The organism is Streptomyces sp. NPDC002577 (assembly GCF_053594815.1).
Genome location: NZ_JBSFWK010000002.1, coordinates 98,782 through 123,392, shown reverse-complemented (window position 1 = coordinate 123,392; position 24,611 = coordinate 98,782). Strand labels below are relative to the sequence as shown.

The window sequence follows — 24,611 nt, the reverse complement described above, 5'->3', positions numbered from 1 at the left end:
GCGGTGCGGAGCCTTGGACCTCTGAAGGAGGTCCGCAATGCATCTCGCTGAGCTACTCGCGCGTCGACCGGTGCCCGCCGCCGCGGTGTTCCTGGCCCTGACCCGACGCTGCCCGCTCAGCTGCCGCCACTGCTCGACCTCCTCCGCGCCGGCCGCGGAGCAGCAGTCCGGCGCCCTGCTGCGCCGGTTCGTGGCCGGGTTCAGTCGCGCGGACCATCCGGAGTTCCTGCTGCTCACGGGCGGCGAACCGCTGCTGCGCCCGTCGTTGGTGCACGCCCTCGCCACCACGGCACGCGCGGCCGGCACCCGCAGTTACCTGCTGACCGGCGCGTTCTTCGCCCGCGGCGGCACCACGCCGCCGGCCGTGCGCTCCGCGCTGCGGGCCGTGGACCACGTCGCGGTGAGCCTCGACGTCTTCCACGAGGAGTACGTGCCCCGGCACCAGGTCTTCCGCGTCCTGCACGAACTGCTGGCGGACGGCCGGGACGCCAGCATCCAGGCCTGCGGGAACAGTCCCGACGACCCGTACCTGACGGAACTGACCGAACAGGTCCGCCGGGAGTTCGGCGACCGGGTCCCGATGCTCGCCGGCACGGTGCAGCGGGTGGGCCGGGCTCGGGAGTGGGGTTCGGGCGACGGCACACGCGGGCACGGCACGGGCGGCGACGGTACGGGCGATCAGGGTACGGGCCGTGACGGTACGAGCGATCACGGCACCGGCCACACGCCGGCCCCGGCGCTGCTGCGGGCGGCGCCCTGCGACCTCGCGGCCTGGCCCGTCGTCGGGTTCGACGGGACCATCACGGCCTGCTGCAACCAGGACACCCTCGACGAGCGTCCGGTCGCCGGGCATCTGCGGCTCGGCCACGTCGGCTCCACGACCTGGCCGCAGGTCCGCCGCCGTGTCACCTCCGCTCCGGTGCTGCGGGCGCTGCGCACGTACGGCCCGTTGCAGCTCGCGCAGCGCCACCTCGCCGCGCCCGTTCACCCGGGCACCGGTTCCGGACCCGGTACGGCGGCCCTCGACTACTGCGGGACCTGCCGGTCCCTCGCCGGTGCACCGGAAGCGCTCCGGCGCATCGAGGCCGACGCCTCCCGGCCATCGGCGGCACTGCTCGAACAGCAGGCCATCGCTCTCCAACAGCAGTCGGGCCCGGCCGGCTTCGCCCGCCGGCACGGCGCCGCCTCCCGCGCCGGGCTGGTGCTGCTCGGCAGCGACGGGCGGCCGGCCGAGGGGGCCGCCTGATGCGTGCCCTGACGCTCGCCGAGGCCGACCGGCTGCGTGCCCTGCCGGGCCGCGCCGTGCTGCTCTACCTCACCGATCACTGCCCGGTCGGCTGCGACCACTGCTCCGTCGACGCCCTTGCCCGGCGGCGTCCGGCGGCGGATCCGCAGCTCCTCGCGCGCCTGGTGAACGGCCTGTGCACGATGCCCGGCCTGCGCCTGGTGGGAATCTCCGGCGGCGAGCCCTTCACGGCCCGCCGCGCCCTGGAGCCGGCCACCGCCGAGCTGGCCGCAGCCGGCAAGCAACTGGTGCTGTACACGAGCGGCAACTGGGGTCGCGACGACGGCACCGCGCCACGCTGGACCCGTGCCGTCCTCTCCCGCGCGTCCTGCGTGGTGCTGAGCACCGACGACCACCACGCCGCGCGCATCCCCGACCGCCGCTACCTCGCCGCGCTGACGGCCACGGCCGAAGCGGGCGCGTGGATCGCCGTGCAGGTGCTCGACACCCCCGCACAGGCGGCGCGGGCGCGGCGCCTGCTGGCCACGGCACTCGGACCGTCCTGGACCGACCGGGCCGAGATACGGCGGACCCCGCTGCTGGCGCGCGGCCGCGCCGCTCACCTGGCCCCGGCCGGTCCGGGCAGGCCCGGCAGGTCCTTCGGCGCCTGCCCGCTCGCCTCGTCCCCCGTGGTCCGGTACGACGGCCGGCTGACGGCCTGCTGCAACGAGGACGTGGTCACCGGGCACGGTCCCGCCGCGCTGCACTCCTCGGCGCGCGACGCGCGGGAGCTGCACGAGCGGCTGCGGGCCCAGGAGCACGACGCCTACCTCCGCGCGATCGCGGGCGCAGGCCCCGGACGACTCACCCTGCTGCCTGCCCACCGGGATCTGGCAGAGCGCCGCCACCAGGACATCTGCTCGCTGTGCTGGGCACTGCTCGAACGCGGCGCGGACCGCGATCCCGCCGTACGGGCCATCGGCCTCACGGTGTCGCACCGCTCGCGGCCTGCGGAGACGGCGGACGCGGCGGACACGGTGGGACCGGCGGACGCGGCTGGGGCGGAGGTGAGCGCATGAGCGCGGCGGCCCTGGTGCGCAGCACCCTGTTGCTGACCCTCCCCGAAGTGCGGTCCGCCGCCCGGACGTTGTGGACCGCTCCACGGCTGAAGGAGCGCTATCCCGCCTACCTCGCCGTCATGCACGGGCTGATCCGGGCCTCCGTACCGCTGATGGAGGCCGCCGCCCGGCAGTGCGCCGACCTGCCGCCCGGCGATCCCTGCGCCGGGCCGCTGGCGCGCTACTTCGAGGCGCACATCGCCGAGGAGCAGGGGCACGACGACTGGCTCCTGCAGGATCTGGCCATCCTGCAGGACCAGGCCGCAGCCGACGGCATCACGCCGCAGGCCGTGCTGGACAACGTGCCCGCAGCGGATGTCGCTGCGCTGGCCGGCGCCCAGTACTACTGGATACGCCACTACCACCCGGCCTGCCTGCTCGGCCACATCGCGGTACTGGAGGGGTGCCCGCCGGACCCGGACCTGGCCCGCCGCCTGCCCGCTCTCACCGGGCTGCCGTCCGCCGCGTTCCGCACCCTCGCGGCCCACGCCGCCGACGACCCGGGCCACCTGCGGGACCTGGACCGCCTGCTGGACGAACTGCCGCTCAGCCCCGCGGTCGCCGCGGCGGTGGCCCGCAGCGCGGCGTACACGGCCGGCCGGGCCGCGGCGCTGCTGCGCGACCTGGCGCAGGCGGACCCGGACCCGGCGCCTAGCTTCCCGGCCTCGCGCTCCCCGGCCTCGCGCTTCGCGGCGTCGCGCTTCCCGGCGTCGCCTTTCCCGGTGCCGCGGTCATGACCTGTGCCTCCTGCCGGGCCGCGCTGCCCCAGGGCGCCCGCTTCTGCCCCAACTGCGGTGCCAGGGTGGCGGTGGAGCCCTCGGCCCTGCCGGCGCGCGAGTCGCGGCGCACCGTGACCGTCCTGTTCTGCGACATGACGGACTCGACGGCCCTCAGCGGCGGCCTCGACCCGGAGCCGCTGCGTGAACTCATGGTCCGGTACTACTCGCTGATGCGCTCCTGCCTGGAACGGCACGGCGGCACGGTGGAGAAGTACATCGGGGACGCGGTGGTGGCGGTGTTCGGCGTGCCGGTCCTGCACGAGGACGACGCACTGCGCGCGCTGCGGGCCGCGACGGAGATGTGCCACGCCCTGGAGTCCCTCAACGCCGAACTGCGCGCGCAGATCGGGGTGCAGATCGGCATCCGCATCGGTGTGAACACCGGTGAGGTCGTGGCCGTCGAGGACGCGCTCTCGGGGCAGGTGCTCACCTCCGGCGAGGCGGTGAACGTCGCCGCCCGCCTCCAGCAGCACGCCGGCCCGGGCGAGATCATCCTCGGCCCGCTCACCCGCAGTCTCACGGCGAGCACGGCCATCGCCGACCCCGTCGGGGAACTCTCCCTGAAGGGCAAGGCACAGCCCGTACCCGCCTGGCGGCTGGTGGAGCTGTGGCAGGCGGAGACCACGTTGTTCCACACGGGCGACGCGCCGTACTTCGGGCGCGAGGCCGAACTGGGGCACCTCGCCGGGGTGCTCCGCGAGACCGTTCGCACGGCGTCGTGCCGGCTGGTGACGGTCCACGGGGAGTCCGGCGTCGGCAAGACCCGCCTGGCGGCGGAGTTCGCGGTCCGGGCGGCGGCCGAGGACGGCGCCCTGGCCGGTGTGGGCCGCTGCCCGCCGTACGGCGAGGGCCGCACGCTGCACGCGCTGGGGGAGGCGCTGCGGCAGGTGGTGACCGCGGCGCGGGAACGAGGCGTCCTGGAATACGGGGCTTCGGACGACGTCCGGGACGCGCTGGCCGGCCTGGAGTCCGGCCTGCTGCGCGACGGGGCACCCGGTGAACTGCCGGACCAGCTCACCTGGGCCGCGGTCCTGGTACTGGAGGCCATCGGCCGGCACCACCCCGTGCTCCTGGTCCTCGACGACCTCCAGTGGGCCAAGCCCGAGCTGCTCGGCATCCTGGAGCAACTCGCCGCCCGGATCTCCGGCGCCGCGGTCGTCGTCCTCGGCCTGGCCCGGTCCGAGCTGCTGGAGACCGACGGCTCCTGGGGCCGCGGCCGGCCGGGCGCGGCTCTGCTGCCGCTCGGGCCGCTGGCCGCCACAGAGGCGAGGCTCCTCGTCGCCGCGGTGAGCGAGGCCGCGGCCCCGTACCCGGCGGAGCTGGTGGACCGGATCGTGGAGCGGGCCGAAGGCAACCCGTTCTACCTGGAACAGCTCGTGGCCATGGCCGACCAGGGCGGCACCGACGCGCTGCCGCCGACCGTGCAGTCCGTCATCGCCGCCCGGATGGACCTGCTGCACCCCGCGGAGCGGGAGGTGCTGCAGCGCGCGGCCGTCCCCGGCCGCCGCTTCTCCACCCCGGAACTGGCGGCGCTGCTGCGGGCGGAACCGGCCCTCGGCCACCCGCCGGACCAGGAACTCGGCACACTGACCCGCCGTCGGCTGATCGTCCCCGAGCCCTCCGCCACGTACCGCTTCTCCGGTGTGCTGGTCCGCGACGTGGCCTACCACACCCTGGCCAAGCGGGCCCGCCTGCGCTACCACGAACTGCTCGCCGCCTGGCACCGGCAGCACACCGACAGCCCCGACCTGGTCGGGCTCCACCTGGAGCAGGCGTACCTGCTCGCCGTCGAGCTGGGGCCGGCCGACCACGGGCGCGTGGGCCGGCTGCGGGCCGAGGCGGCCCGGTCGCTGGCCGCGGCCGGCGCCCTGGCGCTGCGCCGCAGCGACCTGCGGTGGGCGGCCGAACTACTGTCCCGCGCCCTGGAGTTGTACGAGCCGGACGCGCCCGGCCGGCTGGGCGCCGCCGTCGCCCTCGCCGAGGCGAGGCTGCTGCTCGGTACCGACCCGGAGGCCCTGGGGACCCTGCGGGCCCTGGCCGGCGAGGCGTCGGCGGCCGACGACGAGCGCAGCGCCTGCCACGCCCGGTTGCTGGTCGCCGCCCTGGAGCTGCCCGGCCCGGCCGCCGCCGATGAGGCGCTGGCAGCCGTGCCGGTCTTCGAGGCCGCACAGGACCATCTCGGGCTGACGCGTGTCTGGTTGCGCGTCGGCCAGCTGCGCCAGCTCGCCGGCCGCTATCAGGAGGCGGAGGATCTGCTGCGGCGCGCCCTGCGGCATGCCCTGCACACCGACACACAGTTCGAACTCGCCACCGTGATCGGCGGCCTGGCGACCTCCCTGTGGCGCGGCCCCACCCCGGTCGAGCCCGCGCTGGCGGGCTGCCATGCGCTGCTGGCCGAACACGCCGAAGGACGCCGCGCGGTACGCGCCACGGTGAGCTGCCCGCAGGCGGTGCTCCTCGCCTACCGCGGCGGGTACGACGAGGCCCGCGCCCTTCTCCACGGCTCGATCCGGATCATCGAGGAGCTCGGGCACGCGTTCGGCGCCGCCCCTTCGATGATCTTCGCCGCCACGGTGGAGGGGCTCGCCGGGCAGTGGTCGACGGCCGAGGCGCTGCTGCGCGACGCCGCCGCGGCCGCCGAACGCCACGGCGACACGCTCAGTTCATCGGCAGCAGCCGCCGCACTGGCCCGCGCGCTGCTGGAGCAGGGCAAGGACGGTGCGGCGCTGGCCGCCACCGAGACCTCCGCGGCCACCGGGGACCCCTTCGTGGAGGCGGAGATCCACGGGGTGCGGGCACGGGCGCTGGCGCTGCGCGGCGAGCGGGGTTCCGCACTGCGGGAGTCCGGGCGAGCCGTGCGAACCGCGGCCGGCACCGACTCCACCGGCTGTCAGGCGATGGCCCAGCTGGACCGCGCACACGTCCTGCACGCCCTCGGCGACCGCGCCGCGGCGGCCACGGCCGCGGGCGCCGCGGAGCGCCTCTTCGCGGCCAAAGGCCACCTCGTCGGTGTCCGCTGGGCCGCCTCCCTCGCCGTCACGTCCCGCCAACCGGATGCGTCATGATTCCTGTACAGAACACGGCGCAGAGCGCCACGCAGAGCGCCACGCCCAGCTCGGCGAACGGCTCGACACAGGGCACGACGCAGAGTTCGACACAGGGCCCACCGCAGAGCCCACCGCGGAGCCCGGTGGCGAGCGCGCCGCGGAGCCGCACGGCGAGCCCGCCCCGGATCCCGCCGGCCAGTCCGCCCCGGATCCCGGCGGCCCGCCCACCGCAGACCCCCCGGCCCGCCGGCCGCCCCGCGCTCACCTGGAACGCCCTCGGCCGGAGCACGTCCGACCTGGCCGTCGAGACGGACTGGCCCGCGCACATCACACCTGGGTGGGCCTGGAGCGGCGCGAGCGGCCGCGGCGTACGCGTGTGCGTCGTGGACAGCGGCGTGGAGGGCGACCATCCCGATGTGGGCCCGGTCCAGGGCTCCTTCGCCGTCACCACCGGCGACGACGGCGACCTGTGCGTCCAGCAGGTCCCGGACGGCGACACCTGCGGCCACGGCACCGCGTGCGCGGGAATCATCCGCGCGCTGGCGCCGGAGTGCGAGCTGCACAGCGTCCGCGTGCTCGGCGAGCGCTACAGCTCGTCCGGCAACGCCTTCCTCACCGGGCTGCGCTGGGCGGTCGGGCAGGGGTACGACGTGGTCAGCGTCAGCCTGTCGACCACGCGCGGCCGGTTCTCCGAGGCCCTGCACGCGATCGCCGACGAGGCGTTCTTCCGCGGCACCCTCCTGGTGTGCTCCGCCCACAACACCCCGGTGGAGAGCTTCCCGTGGCGGTTCGCCTCCGTCATCTCGGTCGGCAGCCATGCGGTCCGGGACCCCGGGCTGCTCCTGTACAACCCCACCCCTCCGGTGGAGTTCTTCGCCCACGGCACGGACGTCGAGGTCGCCTGGCTCGGCGGTTCGCGCACCCGGGTCACCGGCAACAGCTTCGCCACCCCCCACGTCGCGGGTTACTGCGCGCTGGCGTTGAGCAAACACCCCCAGCTGACCCCCTTTCAGATGAAGAGCCTGCTCCATCTGCTCTCCGGCAACGTGCGCCCGGCGACGTGACCACCAACGAGCGAGACCACCAACGAGCCTGACCACCAACGAGAAGGGGCCCGCATGACCGACAACCGCGATGTGGTCGCCGTCGTCTCCGCCCTGCTGGGCGAGGCGGAACGCGACCACCAGGAGTTGCTCGATTCCGTGGTGACCGTCGCCCGGGCGCTGTTCGGCGCCGCGGCGGCGTCGGTCTTCCTGTTCGACGAGCAGACGGATGAACTGGTGTTTGAAGCCGTCTCCGGCGAGGGCGAGGGCCATCTGGTCGGCGAGCGGTTCCCCGCCTCCCGCGGCATCGCCGGCTGGGTGCTGGCCGCGCAGGAGCCGCTGGTGGTCGCCGATCTGGCGACGAACCCCGCCTTCGCCCGGGACCTGGCCGAGACCACCGGCTATGTGCCGAGCTCGCTGATGGCGGCGCCGCTGATGCGCGGCGAGGAGACCATCGGCGTGATGGAGGTGCTCGATCCCGCGCCCACCACGGTGAGCCCGCTCGGCGCGGCGGATCTCCTCACCCTCTTCGCCGGGCAGGCGGCGGTGGCCCTCGGCGTCGTCCAGCACAACCGCAAGGCCCACGCCATGCTCAGCCAGGGCGATACCGAACTGAGCGACCTGGCCGAGGTGGCCCGACTCCTGGACCGCCTCGGCGCGGACCGCCGCGAGGCGGGTCTGCACCTGCTGGACTCGGTGCATCGGCTGCTGTCACTGGCCGGTTGATCACCGGCTGTTGTCACTGGCCGGCTGACCACGGACTGCTGTCACTGGTCGGCTGAACAAGGACTGCCGTCACTGGCCGGCTGACCGACGACGCCCGAGCGCCCGCGGGGCGGCAGGTCCGAGCGCGGGCCCCCGCTCGACCGTCTCCGCGTCCGCCCTGACCCTCTCGCTCGCCTCCGCCCGTCTCGACCCCAAGGACGACCATGCGATTCACAACGCCCCTGAAGATCGCCGCGACCGCGCTGTGGCTGCCGGAGCGCCGGGAAGCCGTCGCCGACGCCGTACGCGACGGCAGGATCGAACCGGAACGGGCCGCCAAGAACGCGTACACCGAGATCCCCGTCAGCGACTGCGCTCCGCCGCAGATGGCGGTGCGCGCGGGCCGGGCGGCGCTGGCCGAGAGCGGGGTCGCGGCCGAGGACGTCGGCCTGCTCGTGCACGCCTGGACCTATTACCAGGGCCAGGACTACTGGCAGCCGGTGCACTACGTCATCAACGAACTCGAGTTGTCGAACGCCCTGCCGCTGGGCGTCGACCTCGGCTGCAACGGCGGTTTCGCCGCGCTGGAGGTGATGGCCTGCCGGCTGCTGTGCGACCCCGGGATGCGCTCCGCCGTACTGACCACGGCAGAGCGGTTCGCGCCACCGCGATTCGACCGCTGGAGCGCCAATTTCGACGCGGTTTACGGTGACGGCGCCACCGCGCTCGTACTCGACCGGGAGCGCGGCGGGTACGAGGTGCTCAGCACCGCCAGCAAGGCCGCGCCGGAATTCGAGGTCATGTACCGGGGATCGACGCCGTGGGGAACCGGTGCATTCCAGCACCGGCCGAAAGTAGACATCCGGGCCAGCCTCGTCGAGTTCCTGGCGTCCGGGGGCGGCCAGCGCTTCGCCGCCATCGCGGGTGACGCCGTGCGCTCCACCGTCACCTCGGCGCTGGAACAGGCCGGCATCGCCATGGACGACGCACGCGTCCGCCTCATCGCACCTCCCCGCTTCGGCGCCGAACTCATCGACCGGTCGTACACTTCGGTGCTGGCCGGCCTGACCAAGGCCGAGGTCCTGAACCTGGGCGCCCGCACCGGCCACCTCGGCGCGGGCGACATGGCGGCCAACCTCGCGGACATCACGGCGGCGGGCAGGCTGCAGCCGGGCGAGATCGGTGTGCTGCTCTCGGCGACCGCCGGGTTCAGCTGGTCGTGCATGGTGGTGCGGGCCGTGTGACAGCAGGGTGGTGCGGGCCGTCCGACAGCATGGTGCTGCGGGCCGTTTGACCGCCACCAAAGTCGTATTCGCTACGACGATCGTCGCGTTGACGAGATTTCGCCCCCGGATTAGTTTGATCGTCAGGTATGGACCTGGCCTGCGCTCACCAGAGAGAGCAGGAGCTCACCAGGGAGAGCAGGAATTGTACCGGGGGGCGGCAAAACTGTGCAGATTTCATTCTGCATTCTCGGCCCGTTGACTGCGGAACTCCGAACCGACGAGTTCGGACCCGAATCCGACGGACCCGAATGTGACGGAAATGAACTGGACATAGGCCCTTTCAAACAGCGTCTGCTGCTCGCGATGCTGCTGTGCCGGTGCAACGGCGTCGTCCTCATCGAGGAGTTGACGGACACCCTGTGGTGGGACGGCCCGCCGCGCACGGCGCACAAGAACATCCAGGTCTACATCTCCCACCTGCGCAAGCTCCTCGCGGCGGACGGCCGGACGAACCGCCTGCGCCACCGCTCCCTCGGCTACCAGCTGCGACTCGACCCTTCCGAGGTCGACGCGCTGCGGTTCGAGGACCTGTCGAGGGCGGGGCGGCTGGCCTTACGCCGAGGCGACATCCGGACCGCGGCCGCACGCACCCGGGAGGCCCTCGCACTGTGGCGCGGTCCGGCCCTGGCCGACCTGCTGGTCTCGCCCGCACTGCGCGCGGAGGCGCGCCGCCTGGACGACCGGCGCTTGGCCGCGTACGAGGACTGGTTCGAGGCGGAGTTGGCCCTCGGCAACCACGGCGAGGTGCTGGAGGAGATCGAGGCCCTTGTCACCCTGCATCCCCTCCGTGAGCGACTGCGCAGCCAGCAGCTCACCGCGCTCTGCCGCGGTGGTCGGCAGGCCGAGGCGCTCGCGGAGTACGACAACCTGAGGCAACTGCTGGCGGGCGAGCTCGGCCTGGGCCCGAGCCCGGCGCTCCAGCGGCTCTACCAGAAGATCCTGTCGGGGGATCCCGCGCTGAACGCCCCGGCCCCCTTCGTGGCCCCGTCGGCGACCGCTGCCCGTATGGCGCCGCGGCATGATGCAGAGGTTGTGGCGCATCTGGCCGTACCGCCCGCAGCGATGGCGCCGCCGAGACCCGCCCCACTCCCTGCGCCCGCCGAGGCTGCCACGACCACGACAGCCACCACGACGGCGACAGCTTCCCCGATCGCCACAGCCTCCACGGCCTCCACAGCCTCCACGACCGTCGTGGACGAGGCGCGGACGACCGGCCACCCCGCACCGCCCCCACCGCCCCCGCCACCCCGTCTGACCGGACTGCCCAGAGCCGTACCCGACTTCACGGGGCGACAGGCCGAACTCACGAACCTCGTCGCCCACTTCGGCGCGGGCTCGGCGACCGCGGTCCGCACGGGCCGCTGCGCCGCGGTCTCCGGGCCACCGGGTTCGGGCACGACCGCGCTCGCCCTCCAGGCCGCACAGGCGCTCGCCGCACGGTTCCCGGACGGTCAGATCCTCCTGCCCATGCGCGACGCCGAGGGCACGCCACGGCCACCCGGGGAACTCCTGGACGACCTGCTGAGCAGGCTCGGCAGCCCGGTTCCCGCCCCGGTTCCCGCGCGTTCGCCGGGATCGGAAGGGGACCGCAGCGCCCTGCTGCGCGGCCGGCTCGCCGAGCTCAGACTGCTTCTCCTGCTGGACGGCGCGGCCGACGAGGCACAGGTCCGTCCCCTTCTCCCCGGAGCGGGCCACTGCTCGGTGATCGTGACCGGCTGTCGTCACCTGGGCGGCCTCGAAGGGGTCGGCCACTTCGACATCGGGGTGTTCTCGGAGGAGGAGGCGGTGGAGTTGCTGCGCCGCATCATCGGACCCGGGCGGGTGGCCGAGGACCCGGAGGCGGCGCTGCGCATCATCCGCGCCTGCGGGCTGCTACCCCTCGCCGTACGCATCGCCGGGGCACGCATGGCCGGGATGCCGCACCTACCGCTGAAACGTTTCGCCGACCGCCTGGCGGACAGCCGCCGTCTGCTGGACGAGCTGACCGTCGGAGACCGATCGGTCCGCGACTGCTTCGACCGGTACGTGCGGACCCTGAACGCCGCGGACCGCATGGCACTCGCCCGGCTCGCCGCGGTCTGGGCTCCCCCCGTTCAGCGCCCCGGTGACCTGGAGGAACTGCTGGAGCGGCTCGCGGACGCACACGCGCTGGCCATCACGGACCGGGCACCGGCCCCGGACACCCCTCCCGCGCCCTTCGAGATGCCGCTACCGCTGTGGGTGTTCGCCCAGCAACTGCTCACCCAGATGGTCGAAGATGGCGGCCTTTGACCGCGAACAGGCGTACGCGGGGGATCGGACGTACGCGTGTGATCGGACGTACGCGAGCGCACGGGCGTACGAGTGCGGCGATACCGTCGTGCTCCGCGCGTCGCTGGCACCGCGCACCCTGGCGGCGGACGCCGTCACCGGCCCCCGGCCGCCGGACGACCCGGCACGGCTCGAAGGGCTGCGCCGGGCCGTCCACGCCGCATCGCCGCAGCTCATGGCCGCCCTCGAACTGGCCTCGCCGGACCTGATACGGGCACTGACCGGACCCGTACCGCCCCGGGCCGCCGACCGCAGACGGCTGACGCTCGCACTCACCGGATACCTGCTCCGGCTGCGCCACCGCGCCACGCCGTTCGGGCTGCTCGCCGGTACGGCGCTGATCGGGACCGGACCCGTGCCCCTGGGCGGCATCGGCAGCGACCACCACGTGCACCTGCGCCCCGCACCGCAGTGGACCGCCGACCTGGTCGCCGCCCTGGAGGCGGACCCGGAGCTGCCCCGGACGGCGCCCCAGGTGCGCATCGCCACGGCCCCCACTGTCCGGCGCCGCGGCGCCCTCCAACTCCTACTGGACCGGGCCACCGGCTCACCGGGCGCCTGGACGGTCCGGACAACCGTACGCAGATCCCCGCTCGTCGACACCGTACTGGCCCTGGCAGCAGCAGACGGCGCGGCGGCAGACGGCGCGGCAGCGGACGATGCGACAGCAACTGGTGCGGACGGCCCCGGCATCCGCCACGCCACACTCCTCGCCCTGCTGTCCGCAGCCGCGCCTGACGCCGACCGGGACGAGCTGGCGCGATGCGTCGCCGGCCTGCTCGCCGCGGGGCTGCTGGCCGGCGATCTGCTTCCACAGCCAGGCGACACCGACCCGCTCGCTCATCTCGGCGCCCGGCTGGCGGGTCATCCGCTCGCAGACCGGCTCCGGGGCCTGCGCCGGGACGTGAGGCGGGCGGCTGCCCGCCCCGACGCCGACGCGCTGCGCGGCCTGCGCCGCCGGCTGCACGCGGTCCACGCGGTGCACGGGCGGGAAGCCGGACTCGTGGCCGACACGGTGCTGGACACGGATCTGCGTCTGCCCCGCGCCGTCGTCGACGAGGTCGAACACGCCGCGGCCACGGCATGGGCCCTGGCCCCGCCTCGCCCCGACCGGACGCTCGCCGCACTGCGGTTGGCGATCCTGGACCGGTACGGCATCGGCCGCCCGATCCCGCTGCCGGAGCTGCTGGACCCGACCGAGTCCCTCGGTCTGCACACCCCACCCCGCCCGCCCGCGGACCCGCCGCCGCACCTCACCGCCCGCGACCGGCTGCTGACCCGGCTGGCCCTGGACGCACAGCACGCCGGCCGGGCCGAACTACGGCTGGACAGAGCAACGATCCACAGGCTTCGGACCGTCACCGGCGTAAGTGCCGTACCTCCGTCCACGGACGTCTTCGCGGAGGTCGTCACCGACTCCGCCGAAGCGCTCGCCCGCGGGGGCTTCCTCGTGGTCCTGGCCCCGCACGGCGGCCAGGGACCGGCCGGGGCCGTGGCCGGACGCCACGCGGATCTCTTCGGGACGCAGGCGCCCGGTCTCTTCCAGACGCCGGCCCCGGCCCCAACCCCCGCCCCGATCGAAGCGGAAGTCGTCTTCCGACCGCCCGCCGCCCGGGCGACGGACCTCGTCGGCGAAACAGGCCGGACCGCCTACCGCATCGACCTGACACCCCTTCCGCGCCGCCGTACGAGCCGCGACCTGACCCTGGACGACCTCTACGTCATCGCCGAGCCGGACAGGCTGCGGCTGCACTCGGCGCGGCTCGGCCGGGAGATCCGGCCGATCAGCCACTCTGCCCTCGACCCGCGGCACGCCGACGCGACCGCCCGCCTGCTCCTCGCCCTGGGCCGCGACGGCGCCACGCCATGGACGGCCTGGGACTGGGGGACAGCCGACGCCCTCCCCTGGCTGCCCCGCGTCCGGGTCGGGCGGGCCGTGCTCGCCCCGGCCCGCTGGCGGCTGCCACCCGACCTGGGACACCTGGCAGAGGTGGCCACCGAACAGGAATGGAGGGACGGCCTCGCACGCTGGCAGACGGCGCACGGCCTTCCCGAAGTCGTCCTGGCGGGCTCCGGGGACCGGCGGCTCGCGCTGGAACCGGCGGATCCCGCGCACGCCGAACTCCTGCGCCGCGAGTGCCTCGACCGCCGGATCACCGCCGTCACCGAACCCCCCGGCGGCGTGGCGGCATGGCGTACGGCGGGCTGGCCGACCGCGCCCGACGGCCCCCATACGGCGGAGTTCGTCTTCCCGCTACGGCCACGCGCTTCGCACCCAGAAACTCCCCCATCACGCGGACCGCGCCAGGCCCATGCGGCCCCAACTGCCCCCGCTGCCCCCGTACACCTCCCCGGCGGCCCATGGCTGTGCGCAGGCCTGACCGCGCTCCCCGAACTACAGGACTCCGTCCTGAGGGAACTCGCCGACGGCCCACTGCGGGAAGCCGTGGAGCGGGCCGGGGTGGACCGCTGGTTCTTCGTACGAGCGGCCGACCCAGCAGGGGTGCCGGAGTTGCGCCTGCGTTTCCACGGCAGGCCCGCCTCGCTCACGACGCTGCTCCTGCCCGTACTGCACGACGTCAGTACGCAGTTGCGGCACGACGGGCTGATCCGGGACTTCGTCCTGGCCCCCTACCGCCCGGAGGAGGCACGCTACGGCGGCAGCGCCTGCATGGCCGCGGCGGAGGAGGTCTTCCACCGGGACTCCCTGCTGGTGCTGGAGCGCCTGGCATCGATGACGGGAACCGCGGATCCGGCCGGTGTGGCGGCGGCCGGTGCGCACGACCTGCTGGCCGGCCTGCTCGGATCGCAGGACGCGGTCGCGCGGCTCCCGGCGCCCCGCCTGTCCGCCGCTGAACGACGACGGTTCACCCGCCTGCGTCCGGCACAACGCGGGCAGCCCCCCGCACCCGTGGAGACCCACGATCGGGGGGCGCACTCCGCTCGCGCGGACTGGCACGCGGCGGTGCTGGCCTACCGCTCCCGGCTCCTCGCCAACGGGGAGGAAACGGAGCCGGTCGCCCGGTCACTCGTACACATGCACTGCAACCGGCTGGCAGGACCGGACCGTTCGGTGGAGCGGATCGCCGTAACCCTGGCCCGCGACCTGGCGCGGTCCCGGGCCGCGGGACGGCGGTGACCCGTTGGGGCCGGGCCGCCGCCATCCGCACGAGCCAGCTCAGTAGCACCAAATACGGCCTACGGCCTGTAGCACCGATATACGGCTATACGGCTTAGTAGTACGCCGGGGTGGAGTCGTGAGCCTCGACCTCGGCCTGGAACAGACCCTGGGCGGCGAGCTCGCGGACCTTCTCCACCTGGTCCTCGGTCAGGTTGTACTCGCTGGCCAGCGCCGACGGGTCGGCGAGGAAGCTGCGAGCGAAGTCGTCGTCGGTGATGGCGCGCTGGATCAGTTCGCGAAGGCGGGGACGAGACTCGGACATGGAGTCCTCCAGGTAAGTGCGCTGCGGTCCGCCGGTGTTTCCCGGCTTCCCTTTGACGTCTTCAATCCTGGTCCGCGGAGCCCCGCCGAAGATCCGCCGCCATGGCCTAACTGTCCCCGGGAGATGGCGGATACCGCAGCGGCCAATGGCCTATGCGGTGCGGCGGATGGCGTACATGGCGGGACCGGATGGCGTACATGCGACCGACTGCGCGCATCTCCGCGCCGGGCACGGTGTCAGGCCGTGAGCGGCACCGGGTGGATCTCGTCCGCCGGGTGGCCGGCGCGCTCGTGAACGCGCTGCACCGCCTCCGCCGACGGCGCCTCCGACAGGCAGTAGACCTCGCCGGACTGAGGGTCTGCCCAGGCCTGCTTGAAGTGCACCCGCTCCTCGGACTCGATGGCCAGGTCCGCGCGGTGCGCTTCCCGCAGTTGCTCGCTCGTGATCCCCTTCATCCCGTGGTGAACGTCCATGAACTCGGCCATGATCACGCACCTCCTGATCGCCGGTACTTCCATGCTGCACCCGGCATCGGAAGCCCACCTCATGAGCGACGAAGCGTCACCCGTCGGTCACCCGGGGCGGTCGATGCGGCGCCGCCCGGGTCGGCACATTGGCTGGTCAGCGGCATGGTCGACGCCCGTCACGGGCGCGGGAAGCGGGCGCGCACGGCGTCGATGCAGGTGTCCCGGGACGTGGGCCCGCCGAACCGGAGACGGTCGTAGGCGGTGAACGCCGGTTCCAGCGCGTCGAGTTCATCGATCAAGGCGTGCAGCCGCTCCGCCCACTGTGCTGAACCGGCATCCGGTTCGTTCGCTGCGGCACTGATCGCGGTCGTCAGGTAATCCTTGCGCTGAATGGCGGCCGGGGTCACCGAGTGCAGGCATACGTACTGTCCGCTGAGATACGCATTCCACTCCGCCTTCCCGGCGACCGGGTCGGCCCAGTGAGCGGTGAACCACGCTTCGAGCTGGTCTTCGCCACCCGCTTCGTCGGCTGGAGCGAACAGGTCGGCCGGCACCATCTCAGTACCGTCGGAACGCAGATATCCCGGAAGCGGCAGACGCTGCCCCAGCATGAGCCGGCGGACCGCACCGCTGTCGCGGCCATGGACTGCGCACAGTTCCTCCAGGGCGACGAACTGCGCGCTGACATACGCATCGTCGGCATCGGTCATCGGATGGGCGCCGTTGACCTCGCGGAACCGCTCGGCGAGCTGCTGCTTCAGGTCTGTCTCCGACATGGGGGTGGTCCTCCGGCGTCACCAGCGCGGGGATCTCCCGCACGGGATTCCGCACGCTAGCGGCCGGATGGTTCGGCACTCACCGAACCATTCGCAACCGAGCGCGGGCCGTACGGGCCGTACGGGCGTCGATCACTCCATCGGGTGGCGCTCGCGAACGGCCGGAATGCATACGTTGTGCCGGTCGAAGCCTCCCACCTGCCGTTTCCGGTACGGCTCGGTCGTAAGGGGTGCGTGGCAGCCGCTTGCCCGGGGTCAAGCGCACGGCTACCGTCGTCCAATCTCACTGGACGAATTGTCCTGAATGATTGGACAGTGTTGGCAAGGTGGTGCGCATGATGGCAGGTACGGGGCCCTGGGACCTGGTCACCCGGGGCGGGCTCGACGTCCTCGCGCTGATGGCACTGGTGGGCCTGTCGCACCGGCGCGGCCGTCCCGTGCCACAGATGCCGTTGATGCTCACCGCGCTCAACATCGGCCTGTTCGCGGCGATGAGCGCGATGAGTGCGGGGAGATTTCCTGCCGGTGTGGGCTTCGGCCTGTTCGGCATGCTCTCGCTGGTGAGGCTGCGCAGCGCCGCCTTCACCGCCAAGGATGTCGCGTACACCTTTGTGGCACTGGTCATCGCCCTGTGCAGCGGGCTGCCCCAGCGGGAGACCTGGTTCGTCGTCGTTCTGGACGCGCTGATGCTGGCGGCGGTTCTGGTCATGGACGGCCCGCAGGCGCACCAGCCGGTTCGGGTCGTGAAGCTGACCTTGGACCGGCTGTATGCCGACCCGGGTGCGATCCACCAGGACGTCGCGTTCCGGTTCGGTCAGGAGCCGGTGGCGGTGCTGGTGGACGAGGTCGACTACGTGCGGGAGACGACGCGTGTCCTGGTCCAGTACCGCGCCGACAGATCCGTGAACTGGGACGTGCGTGACGAGGGGGTGAGTCCGGATCCGGCGTGGTTCGGCCTCGTCGAGAGCAGGTCCGTGTGACCGGCCCGGTCTCCCTCGCCGACTCGCTCGGTCTGGCCGGCCTGCGCGGGGCGACGCTGACGGAGGTCGACTCTGCTGCCGCGCTGCAGCACCGGGTCGACCGCAAGTACCTGGTCCTGCTCCTTACGGCGCGCTGGTTCGTGGCAGCCCTCGCGCCGACCCATCACGTCCTGGACCTCGGTGGCCGCCGTACCACCGGGTACTACAGCATGTACTTCGACACTCCCGGGCTGGGTGCCTGGCGTGCCCACGCCCAGGGGCGGAGGCGCCGCTGGAAGGTCCGCACCCGGCTCTATGCCGAGGACAGGTTGTGCCGCGCCGAGGTCAAGACCAAGGACGGCCGCGGTGCCACGGTCAAGCACGCGTACACGATCCAGGCCGAGGATTACGGCCGCCTGGGGACCAGGGCCGCCGCCTTCGTGGACGGCGTGTTCCAGAGCGACGGCGTACCCGTCAAGGCGGCCTCCCTGTCCGCTGCCGCGGAGGTCCGCTGCGAACGAGCGGCCCTCGCCGACCTGGACGCGGGCAGCAGGGTCACTCTCGACGGCCGGTTGAGCTGCCATCGCGGCCACGCGGCCGCCGCCTTGCGCCATGACCTGGTTCTCGTCGAGACCAAGGGCGGGCCTCGCCCGGCGGCCGCCGACCGACTGCTGATCAAGCTGGGGGCCCGGCCGATCTCGTTCAGCAAGTACCTCGTCGGGCAGGCCCTGCTGATTCCCGGTCTCCCTGACCATGACGTCCGCCGCATCGCACGGAGCTGCTTTCACACCCTTGTGTGCACGGAACCACCGGTGGTGTTGTAGTGGGCGCCCCGAACCATCGGAAGGAACCAGCCGGTACAGCAGCCTCGCCCGGTGCCACATGGACGTACAAGGCAGTCGCGGTCGTCGCGGCCTTGGCAGCCGTGCTGGGCGTGGTCGGGTCTCAGGTGTTCCCTGCAGGCACCGCGAAGGCCACTGCGGTCGAGCGGATCCGGCAAAGCCCCCCGCCCACGATGTTCCCCGACACCGACGTCAGTGGCTGGACCACCAAGCTCGCCGAGCAGAAGCGGGCGGCGGATGAGCTCTTCGCCCAGTGGCGGAGGCAGCATGGCACCGCCCGCGACGACAAGGCGTTCCTTCTCTGGGTGGCGCAGCGTGTCCCTCGCCCGCCGTCGGCGGACCAGCGAGCCGCTGAGATCGGGCAGCTCAGGACACTCGCCCGCGCGCGTACCGCCGCCGGAAGGAGGGCTGCTGGCTGGCTCGAGGTCCACGGGAAGGAGGACATTTGGCAGCTGTACCTGTCCGACCAGCGTGAACTGATCCCAGCGGGCAAAGGGGACGCGGAGCGGACCCAGCTCAAGGCCGCCCTGAAATTGGCCGGGACGATCAACGGCCGACTGGACGCCCGCTACCGGCAACCCTCCCCGTACGTCCTCGACCCGTCGCTGCGGCCGGAGAAGAAGCGCAGGACCGGGAGCACGTGCCCTTGCTCGTACCCGTCCGGGCACGCCGCGTCCGCCGCCGCCGCCGTCACCGTACTCGGCAGCTTCGCTCCACACCGAGCCGCCGACTACCGGTGGATGCAGGCCGAGGTGGTCTACTCGCGTGTCTACATGTCGGGGCACGTACCCAGCGACATCCTTGCCGGTGCCCTGCTCGGTGACCTGGTCGGCGAATACGTGCTGGCCACCGCCTCCCGCACCGGTTCACCAGGGGTGACCTTGTGAACCGTGACCACGGGCGAGGGCCTGACCTCCTGGGCTGCTCAGCCTCTCGGCCTGCTTCCGGGATCGGCGCCGGCTCGCCGCCACTGTGCGGGGCTCAGTCCGTGCACCTTGCCGAAGGTACGGGCGAAGTAGCCGGGGTCCGGGAAGCCCACTTGCCTGCCGATCGCGCTGATCGGCAGTTCGGTCGCGGCCAGCAGGCGCCGGGCTTGTACCATCCGGCGCTCGGTGATCCACTCCTGCACGGTACGCCCGGTCCGCCGGCGTACCGTCGAGGTGAGGTGGCCTGGGGAGATGCTGACTGCGGCGGCCACGTCGCGCAGTGACAGCGGTTGTGGGTAGCGCTGCTCGATGACCTCGAACACCTCGGCGAGCAGTGGTTCCCGGTTCGCGCGCAGGTCGCCCACGACGTCGGCGGCGAGCCGGGACACTCCGACCAGCAGCAGTGTCAGGTGGGCCAGAGCAGCCTCCCGGTGGCTGTCCTGACGTTGCGCCAGTTCGTCGTGCAGGGACTGGATCCGGGTGGTCCACTCAGGCCGGTCCGGTTCGGGCACCCGCAGCCGCAGGGCGCCGGTCGCTCCGCCGCGGACGAACGGGAACAGCAACGGGTGCGTGCGCCAGGCCAGGTGGGCGCCGGGGACATCTGGGCCGAGCGCGTCGGCGGTGAAGAAGACGCCCCAGCCATGGGCGTGGGCCAGATCGTGGGCGTGGATATAGCCCATCACGTCGCCGGGCGCGATGACGAACAAGTCGCCGGCCTCGATCGGCCAGGCCCGCCGACCGGTGCGCAGCAGCCCGCCTGCGGTCCGGAAGTACGCCAGGCCGGGGAAGTCGTGCGCATGCTCCTCGAAGGTTCCGGCGCTCTCCCAGCCTTGCTCCAGCCGCCAGGTCGCCACGGGCAGCTCGCCGGGTGCCGGCAGCATCGAGTAGGTCACCGGCCGGTCCCGGCTGGGCGCCTTCCGCACGGTCCTCACCGTCGAATCGTCCCATTGAAGCCGTGGATCGTACAGGTCCGCAGCTACAGGAGCGGTCAGCATGAAGGCATGACCGAAAAACTGTCTCAGTCGCATGCCGAACGGGAGTACATCCCGGGCTTGGGCAAGAACTTCCTGACGCCGCTGTACGACGTGGCGCACCACGTGTTCGGGCTGCGGCCCATCCACCAAAAGATGATCACGCTGGCCGAGTTGCGCGACGGCCACCGGGTGCTGGACGTCGGCTGCGGCACCGGGAACCTGCTGCGGGCGACCGGTCAGCAGCACAGGAACGTGGACCTCGTCGGGCTGGACCCGGACCCGAAGGCGCTGGCCCGCGCCGGGCGCAAGGCCAAGCAGGCCGGCCTCACCGTAAGGCTGGACCGCGGGTTCGCCCAGGAACTGCCCTATCGCGACGGCTCGTTCGACCGGGTTTTCTCCAGCCTGATGCTGCACCACCTGGACAGCGCGTCGAGGGACGTGCTGCTTGCCGAAGTGCGCCGGGTGCTGCGGCCCGACGGGCTCCTGGTCCTGGCCGACCCGGTGTTCGACGAGCACGGGCATGACCACGGGCACGGGCATGACCACGGGCACGGCCGAGGACGCCGGCAGCCCGGGATGCGCGGCCGGATGGGCGAACAGATGCGCGGCAATGTCGGCGACGCCGTGTCGCAGCGGATCGCGGCAGCCGGCTTCACCGTGGAGCCGACTCGCACCATGGCACTGCGGATCGGCGGACGAGTCGGCATCGAACTGGCCCACCCGAGCGGACCGGCCCGGAAATAACCCCCTGCCGGACGGCCTGGTGCGCATCGAAGGAGCCGTGGGCAGGAAACTGAGTCTACGGGGCGAGGGAGAAGTAGTTCTCTTCTTCCTGGGTGAAGTGCAGGCGCAGGACGGTGTTCAGGCCGTAGAGGCAGGAACGCAGGTCGTCCAGTTGTTCGGGGGCCAAGCCGCCGTCGGCGTGCGCGAGTTGGAGATGGGTGTCGATGCGGCGGGAGAGCCGTTCGATCTCGGTGTGGGCGCGGCTCATGGTGGCGGTGGCCTCCGGGCCGCCGAGGGTAGGGGCGAGGGCCGGGTAGAGCTCGTGTTCCTCGGCGTATTCGTGGGGCAGCAGTCGTTCGGTGAGAAGGCGGTGGGTCTCCTCGACGGCGGCGAGGGCCTTGGGGCCCGGGGTGTCGGAGAGGCGGTCGGCGGCGTCGCGTACGGATTCCAGGACGTCTTGGAGATCGTCGTGTTCGGCGGCGAAGCGGTGGATGAGGGCTTCGGCTGCGGGGGTGAGGGCCGGCCGTGCGGCCTGGCCGACGCGCAGGGCGCGCAGGGCGTTGAGGATGACGGCGACGTCGATACCCTCCTGGAGCAGTGCGCCAGCGGCGGGCGGGAGCAGGCCGGCGGCGGCTGCGCCCATGGCGGCAAGAGACATCAGCATGCCGCCGAGGGCGCTTTGCACGGCGATGCGCCGGGTGCGTTGGGCGATGGCGACGGCGTCCGCGAGGCGGTCGACGCGGTCGGTGGTCAGGACGATGTCGGCGGCTTCGGAGGAGGCGGTGGAGCCGCGGGCGCCCATGGCGACGCCGATGTCGGCGGCGGCGAGCGCGGGAGCGTCGTTGACGCCGTCGCCGACCATCACGGTGACGGCGTGCTCGCGTTCGGCGCGTACGGCGGCGACCTTGTCGGCGGGGCTGAGTTCGGCGCGTACGTCGTCGAGGCCGAGGACGGCGGCGACTTCGTGGGCGGGTGCGGCGCGGTCGCCGGTGAGCATCAGCACCCGCTCGATGCCGGCCGCCCGCAGGTGGCGCAGCGTGTGCGGGGCGTCATGCCGGAGGGGGTCGCGCAGCAGGACGGCGCCGGCCGGGTGTCCGTCGACGGTGAGCCAGGCGACGGCCGCGCCGTCGAGGAGGGCGCGGTTGTCGACCGCCCGGGCCCAGGCCGGCCGTGCGCCGGAGGCGCTGAGGCGGCCCACATAGACCTGGTGTCCGTCCACGGTGCCGGTGGCACCCCGGCCGGGCTCCTCGCTGACGTCGGAGGGGACCGACAGCTCCAGATTGCGTTCCCGCGCGGCATCGACGAGGGCCTGCGCCAGCACGTGCGGCGAGTACTGGTCGACCGAGGCCGCCAGACGGAGCACCTCCGCCGGCTTCAGGCCGGGGGCGGCGGTGATGTCGAGGGCGCGGGGGCGTCCGCGGGTGAGGGTGCCGGTCTTGTCGAGCAGGACGGTGCCGGCACGGCCGAGGTTCTCCAGTGCGCCGCCGTCGCGGACGACCACGCCGAGGCGGGCGGCGCGGGAGAGGCCGGAGACGATGGCGACCGGGGCGGCCAGCAGCAGGGGGCACGGGGTGGCGACCACGAGAACGGCGACCGCCCGTACCGCAGAGCCGCTGATCAGCCACGCCAGTCCCGCCACGATGAGGGACAGGGGAAGGAACCAGGCCGCATACCGGTCGGCCAGCCGTACGACCGGCGCGGACTCGGCGCCGGCCTGCTGGGCCAGCCTCACGATTCCGGCGTACGTGCTGTCCTGCTCGGTGGCGGTGGCGCGCAGTTCGAAGGCGCCGCCGGCGTTGACCACGCCGCTGCGCACTCCGTCGCCCTGCACCCGCTCGACCTGGAGGGGCTCACCGGTGAGCACCGACTCGTCGAGGACGGCGGCGGTGGCCTCCACACGGCCGTCGACGGGGACGACTTCGCCGGGGCCGACGACGAGCAGGTCGCCGACGGCGACCTCTCCCAGCGGCACGGTTGCCACTCCGGCGTCCGTGCGGCGGCGTGCCGAGCGTGGCGCTCGTTCCAGCAGCGCGCGCAGGTCATGGGAGGCCCGCCGCTGGGCCGCTGCCTCGAGGGTGCGGCCGCTGGCGAGCATGAACGCGATCAGGGCACCGGCCAGGTACTCGCCCACGGCCAGAGTGCCGCCCAGGGCGAGTACGGCGATCAGGTCCACGCCCGCGTGACCGCGCCGCAGTGCGGCCATCACCCATGCCACAGCGGGGACGACGGCGGAGACGGTGCCAAGAGCCCAGAACAGGTCCGCGAGGCTGCCGGCGCCGAGGAGCCAGGCGATGCCGCCGCCGACCAGGGCTGCAGCGGTGACGGCCAGGAGGACGGGTTCGAGCCGTGGGGACACGATGGCCGCGCCCAGGCGGCGCAGCCGTTCTGTGAGGGGGGTGTGGTCCATGAAACACCTCGGTCCGTCCGGCGCGGCGACCCTGTGGTCGGTCCCTCCCCATCCCATCGTGGCAGCCGGTCGCAGCATCGGCAGGGGACGTCCGGCCCTGCTGCGGGGCTGTACGGACAGTGCATACGCGTGCCCGTCGTGCCGGACCGTCATCGGTGTGGAGGCCGGGCGAGGAGATCGATCATGCTGGGGCTCAGAAGAAGCTGAGAACTTCCTGTGCCAGGCTGGCGCGCCCGATCGGCGCAGCGTGCGCCAACCCCCCCTGGAGGAACCCCCAATGAGCCTGGTCAACGGCCTGCCGGCGCACATTTTGCTCGTGCATTTCGTCGTCGTACTCGTTCCCCTGACCGCACTGGCACTCGTGGTCTGCGCGATCTGGTCGACGGCGGCACAGCGCTTGGGCATCGTGCTGCCGCTGCTCGCCCTGGTCACACTCGCGAGCGTGCCGCTCACCACCGGGGCCGGGGAGTGGCTGGAGAAGCACGTCGACAGCAACGCGCTGGTACGCCGGCACGCGGAGCTCGGCGACGGCCTGCTCCCCTGGGCCATGGGCCTGTTCGTCCTGGCGGTCGTCGTCTGGTGGGCGGCCCGCCGCACCGCCACGTCCCGCACCACACGCCGGTCCGCCGCGCCGGTGCGTATCGCGGCTGCGGCCCTGTCGCTCGTCGTGGCCGCGGGAGCCGTCGTGGACGTCTACCGCATCGGCGACTCGGGCGCGAAGGCCGCATGGCAGGACGGCTTCTCCAAGACGGCGTCGGGAGGCGACAGGGACGGTGACTGACCTGTTGCGTGCTCGCTCCGACGGTCGGGACGAGCACGTGAAGGTCCGGGCGCTCACTCCACAACTGTGGCGCGACTGCGCCTGCCACTGGGCATGGCTCTCCGGGCCGTCGGTGCCGTGAGCGGTGCACAGTCCGGGCCCTGGCCGGTCAGCAGACCCTTGTCCAGGGCGTGCACCTGGGCGCCGCAGACACCGACATGATGGCGGGACGCGACGCTCCCAAGATCGACCCGACTGACGTCGCCCGAGCCAGCCTCGACGGCGTGCAGGCCGGGGCCATCGAGGTGCTGGTCGACGACCCCAGTCGCTTCGTCAAGGCCGCCCTCTCGGGCGACCCTGCGCAGCTCTACAGCCTTCCGTCCGGGAACTGACCCTTCCCGGCGCGCCCAGAAGCCCTGGCCGGGTATTCGCTCCACCGCCGGATGGGTGACTCGGGCGCAAAGCGGACCTTCGGCTCGGACCGGCTGTTGCGCCGGCGGATGTAGTCGGCGATGGCGGCGTTCTGCTCGTCGTGGGTCCTCGCCGACCTGCATCAGCGAGGTGATGTCCTTGACCGTCTGGCACTGGGCGGACATCAGCACCACGATCGCCCGCCGCAGCCGCACCGTAGCTCTGCAGAGATCGGTCATTGGAGGTCATGCAGGCTGCCGGGAGGGCCGTGAGAACCGATGGTGGGCGCTGGCGGTTGCTGGAGTTGCTGTACTTCGCTGCTGTACTGCTGCCTCCCCTCTCCTTTCCCGTGCAACCCTTCAGGCTCACCAGAGGTCATATCTGTGTAGCCCACACGTATGTCTTGGAGG

The 24,611-nt window shown here is 72.8% G+C and carries 20 protein-coding genes; 15 read left to right on the top strand and 5 right to left on the bottom strand.

The features are described from left to right. The first annotated feature begins 37 nt into the window (after positions 1 to 37). The 9 genes from ACWD4J_RS04185 (at position 38) to ACWD4J_RS04145 (ending at position 14,652) form a co-directional block, all read left to right on the top strand. Entirely contained in the window at positions 38 to 1,246 is a 1,209-nt protein-coding gene (locus ACWD4J_RS04185) for a radical SAM protein (RefSeq protein WP_451393741.1), read from the top strand. Next, positions 1,246 to 2,304: a hypothetical protein gene (locus ACWD4J_RS04180; protein ID WP_451393740.1), complete on the top strand. Its 1,059-nt coding sequence runs from the start codon at positions 1,246 to 1,248 to the stop codon at positions 2,302 to 2,304. Before ACWD4J_RS04185 ends, ACWD4J_RS04180 begins: the two co-directional genes overlap by 1 nt. Beyond that, positions 2,301 to 3,080, top strand: a complete 780-nt coding sequence (locus ACWD4J_RS04175) for an iron-containing redox enzyme family protein (RefSeq protein ID WP_451393739.1) — start codon at positions 2,301 to 2,303, stop codon at positions 3,078 to 3,080. Before ACWD4J_RS04180 ends, ACWD4J_RS04175 begins: the two co-directional genes overlap by 4 nt. After that, positions 3,077 to 6,187, top strand: a complete 3,111-nt coding sequence (locus ACWD4J_RS04170; protein ID WP_451393738.1) for an AAA family ATPase — start codon at positions 3,077 to 3,079, stop codon at positions 6,185 to 6,187. The genes ACWD4J_RS04175 and ACWD4J_RS04170 overlap by 4 nt, the downstream gene beginning before the upstream one ends. Beyond that, the gene (locus tag ACWD4J_RS04165; protein WP_451393737.1) at positions 6,184 to 7,233 is read left to right on the top strand and encodes a S8 family peptidase; all 1,050 of its coding nucleotides are present in this window, start codon (positions 6,184 to 6,186) and stop codon (positions 7,231 to 7,233) included. Before ACWD4J_RS04170 ends, ACWD4J_RS04165 begins: the two co-directional genes overlap by 4 nt. 54 nt (positions 7,234 to 7,287) lie before the next feature. Next, positions 7,288 to 7,938: a GAF domain-containing protein gene (locus ACWD4J_RS04160; RefSeq protein WP_451393736.1), complete on the top strand. Its 651-nt coding sequence runs from the start codon at positions 7,288 to 7,290 to the stop codon at positions 7,936 to 7,938. Between the two features lie 203 nt (positions 7,939 to 8,141). Further along, positions 8,142 to 9,161 (top strand): ketoacyl-ACP synthase III family protein, encoded by a 1,020-nt coding sequence (locus ACWD4J_RS04155; RefSeq protein WP_451393735.1) that lies wholly within the window; start codon positions 8,142 to 8,144, stop codon positions 9,159 to 9,161. Positions 9,162 to 9,398: 237 nt separating this feature from the next. Then, positions 9,399 to 11,474 (top strand): AfsR/SARP family transcriptional regulator, encoded by a 2,076-nt coding sequence (locus ACWD4J_RS04150; RefSeq protein WP_451393734.1) that lies wholly within the window; start codon positions 9,399 to 9,401, stop codon positions 11,472 to 11,474. Next, positions 11,461 to 14,652: a lantibiotic dehydratase gene (locus ACWD4J_RS04145; RefSeq protein WP_451393733.1), complete on the top strand. Its 3,192-nt coding sequence runs from the start codon at positions 11,461 to 11,463 to the stop codon at positions 14,650 to 14,652. The genes ACWD4J_RS04150 and ACWD4J_RS04145 overlap by 14 nt, the downstream gene beginning before the upstream one ends. A 94-nt stretch (positions 14,653 to 14,746) precedes the next feature. On the opposite strand, the gene ACWD4J_RS04140 is transcribed toward ACWD4J_RS04145, so the two are convergent. The 3 genes from ACWD4J_RS04140 to ACWD4J_RS04130 form a co-directional block, all read right to left on the bottom strand. Next, positions 14,747 to 14,956 carry an Os1348 family NHLP clan protein gene (locus ACWD4J_RS04140; RefSeq protein WP_451393732.1) on the bottom strand — a complete coding sequence of 70 codons (210 nt, stop codon included), beginning with the start codon at positions 14,954 to 14,956 and terminating at the stop codon, positions 14,747 to 14,749. A 236-nt stretch (positions 14,957 to 15,192) separates the two neighbouring features. After that, positions 15,193 to 15,441 (bottom strand): SCO4226 family nickel-binding protein, encoded by a 249-nt coding sequence (locus ACWD4J_RS04135; protein ID WP_451393731.1) that lies wholly within the window; start codon positions 15,439 to 15,441, stop codon positions 15,193 to 15,195. Positions 15,442 to 15,599: 158 nt separating this feature from the next. Then, positions 15,600 to 16,199, bottom strand: a complete 600-nt coding sequence (locus ACWD4J_RS04130; protein WP_451393730.1) for a DUF6058 family natural product biosynthesis protein — start codon at positions 16,197 to 16,199, stop codon at positions 15,600 to 15,602. 335 nt (positions 16,200 to 16,534) lie between these two features. Between ACWD4J_RS04130 and ACWD4J_RS04125 the strand changes: the two genes are divergently transcribed. From ACWD4J_RS04125 to ACWD4J_RS04115, 3 genes are all read left to right on the top strand, one after another. After that, the gene (locus ACWD4J_RS04125; protein WP_451393729.1) at positions 16,535 to 17,179 is read left to right on the top strand and encodes a DUF4956 domain-containing protein; all 645 of its coding nucleotides are present in this window, start codon (positions 16,535 to 16,537) and stop codon (positions 17,177 to 17,179) included. Then, complete coding sequence (locus ACWD4J_RS04120; RefSeq protein WP_451393728.1) at positions 17,176 to 17,982, top strand: VTC domain-containing protein; 807 nt, start codon at positions 17,176 to 17,178, stop codon at positions 17,980 to 17,982. Before ACWD4J_RS04125 ends, ACWD4J_RS04120 begins: the two co-directional genes overlap by 4 nt. A gap of 191 nt (positions 17,983 to 18,173) precedes the next feature. After that, complete coding sequence (locus ACWD4J_RS04115) at positions 18,174 to 18,887, top strand: phosphatase PAP2 family protein (protein WP_451393727.1); 714 nt, start codon at positions 18,174 to 18,176, stop codon at positions 18,885 to 18,887. A gap of 38 nt (positions 18,888 to 18,925) precedes the next feature. On the opposite strand, the gene ACWD4J_RS04110 is transcribed toward ACWD4J_RS04115, so the two are convergent. Further along, on the bottom strand, positions 18,926 to 19,858 hold the full coding sequence (locus ACWD4J_RS04110) for a helix-turn-helix domain-containing protein (protein ID WP_451393726.1): 933 nt from the start codon (positions 19,856 to 19,858) through the stop codon (positions 18,926 to 18,928). Positions 19,859 to 19,927: 69 nt separating this feature from the next. Here ACWD4J_RS04110 and ACWD4J_RS04105 point away from each other — a divergent pair, with 69 nt between their 5' ends. Then, positions 19,928 to 20,644 carry a class I SAM-dependent methyltransferase gene (locus ACWD4J_RS04105; protein WP_451393725.1) on the top strand — a complete coding sequence of 239 codons (717 nt, stop codon included), beginning with the start codon at positions 19,928 to 19,930 and terminating at the stop codon, positions 20,642 to 20,644. Between the two features lie 55 nt (positions 20,645 to 20,699). On the opposite strand, the gene ACWD4J_RS04100 is transcribed toward ACWD4J_RS04105, so the two are convergent. Continuing rightward, positions 20,700 to 23,030 carry a heavy metal translocating P-type ATPase gene (locus ACWD4J_RS04100; RefSeq protein ID WP_451393724.1) on the bottom strand — a complete coding sequence of 777 codons (2,331 nt, stop codon included), beginning with the start codon at positions 23,028 to 23,030 and terminating at the stop codon, positions 20,700 to 20,702. A gap of 277 nt (positions 23,031 to 23,307) precedes the next feature. Between ACWD4J_RS04100 and ACWD4J_RS04095 the strand changes: the two genes are divergently transcribed. Further along, on the top strand, positions 23,308 to 23,811 hold the full coding sequence (locus tag ACWD4J_RS04095) for a DUF2231 domain-containing protein (RefSeq protein ID WP_451393723.1): 504 nt from the start codon (positions 23,308 to 23,310) through the stop codon (positions 23,809 to 23,811). A 170-nt stretch (positions 23,812 to 23,981) separates the two neighbouring features. After that, positions 23,982 to 24,182 (top strand): hypothetical protein, encoded by a 201-nt coding sequence (locus tag ACWD4J_RS04090; protein WP_451393722.1) that lies wholly within the window; start codon positions 23,982 to 23,984, stop codon positions 24,180 to 24,182. Positions 24,183 to 24,611 lie beyond the last annotated feature (429 nt).

Coding starts and splice junctions, on each gene's coding strand:
- ACWD4J_RS04185 (WP_451393741.1), top strand. CDS start 38: ATGCATCTCGCTGAGCTACTCGCGCGTCGACCGGTGCCCGCCGCCGCG.
- ACWD4J_RS04180 (WP_451393740.1), top strand. CDS start 1,246: ATGCGTGCCCTGACGCTCGCCGAGGCCGACCGGCTGCGTGCCCTGCCG.
- ACWD4J_RS04175 (WP_451393739.1), top strand. CDS start 2,301: ATGAGCGCGGCGGCCCTGGTGCGCAGCACCCTGTTGCTGACCCTCCCC.
- ACWD4J_RS04170 (WP_451393738.1), top strand. CDS start 3,077: ATGACCTGTGCCTCCTGCCGGGCCGCGCTGCCCCAGGGCGCCCGCTTC.
- ACWD4J_RS04165 (WP_451393737.1), top strand. CDS start 6,184: ATGATTCCTGTACAGAACACGGCGCAGAGCGCCACGCAGAGCGCCACG.
- ACWD4J_RS04160 (WP_451393736.1), top strand. CDS start 7,288: ATGACCGACAACCGCGATGTGGTCGCCGTCGTCTCCGCCCTGCTGGGC.
- ACWD4J_RS04155 (WP_451393735.1), top strand. CDS start 8,142: ATGCGATTCACAACGCCCCTGAAGATCGCCGCGACCGCGCTGTGGCTG.
- ACWD4J_RS04145 (WP_451393733.1), top strand. CDS start 11,461: ATGGCGGCCTTTGACCGCGAACAGGCGTACGCGGGGGATCGGACGTAC.
- ACWD4J_RS04140 (WP_451393732.1), bottom strand. CDS start 14,956: ATGTCCGAGTCTCGTCCCCGCCTTCGCGAACTGATCCAGCGCGCCATC.
- ACWD4J_RS04135 (WP_451393731.1), bottom strand. CDS start 15,441: ATGGCCGAGTTCATGGACGTTCACCACGGGATGAAGGGGATCACGAGC.
- ACWD4J_RS04130 (WP_451393730.1), bottom strand. CDS start 16,199: ATGTCGGAGACAGACCTGAAGCAGCAGCTCGCCGAGCGGTTCCGCGAG.
- ACWD4J_RS04125 (WP_451393729.1), top strand. CDS start 16,535: ATGATGGCAGGTACGGGGCCCTGGGACCTGGTCACCCGGGGCGGGCTC.
- ACWD4J_RS04115 (WP_451393727.1), top strand. CDS start 18,174: ATGTTCCCCGACACCGACGTCAGTGGCTGGACCACCAAGCTCGCCGAG.
- ACWD4J_RS04105 (WP_451393725.1), top strand. CDS start 19,928: ATGACCGAAAAACTGTCTCAGTCGCATGCCGAACGGGAGTACATCCCG.
- ACWD4J_RS04100 (WP_451393724.1), bottom strand. CDS start 23,030: ATGGACCACACCCCCCTCACAGAACGGCTGCGCCGCCTGGGCGCGGCC.
- ACWD4J_RS04095 (WP_451393723.1), top strand. CDS start 23,308: ATGAGCCTGGTCAACGGCCTGCCGGCGCACATTTTGCTCGTGCATTTC.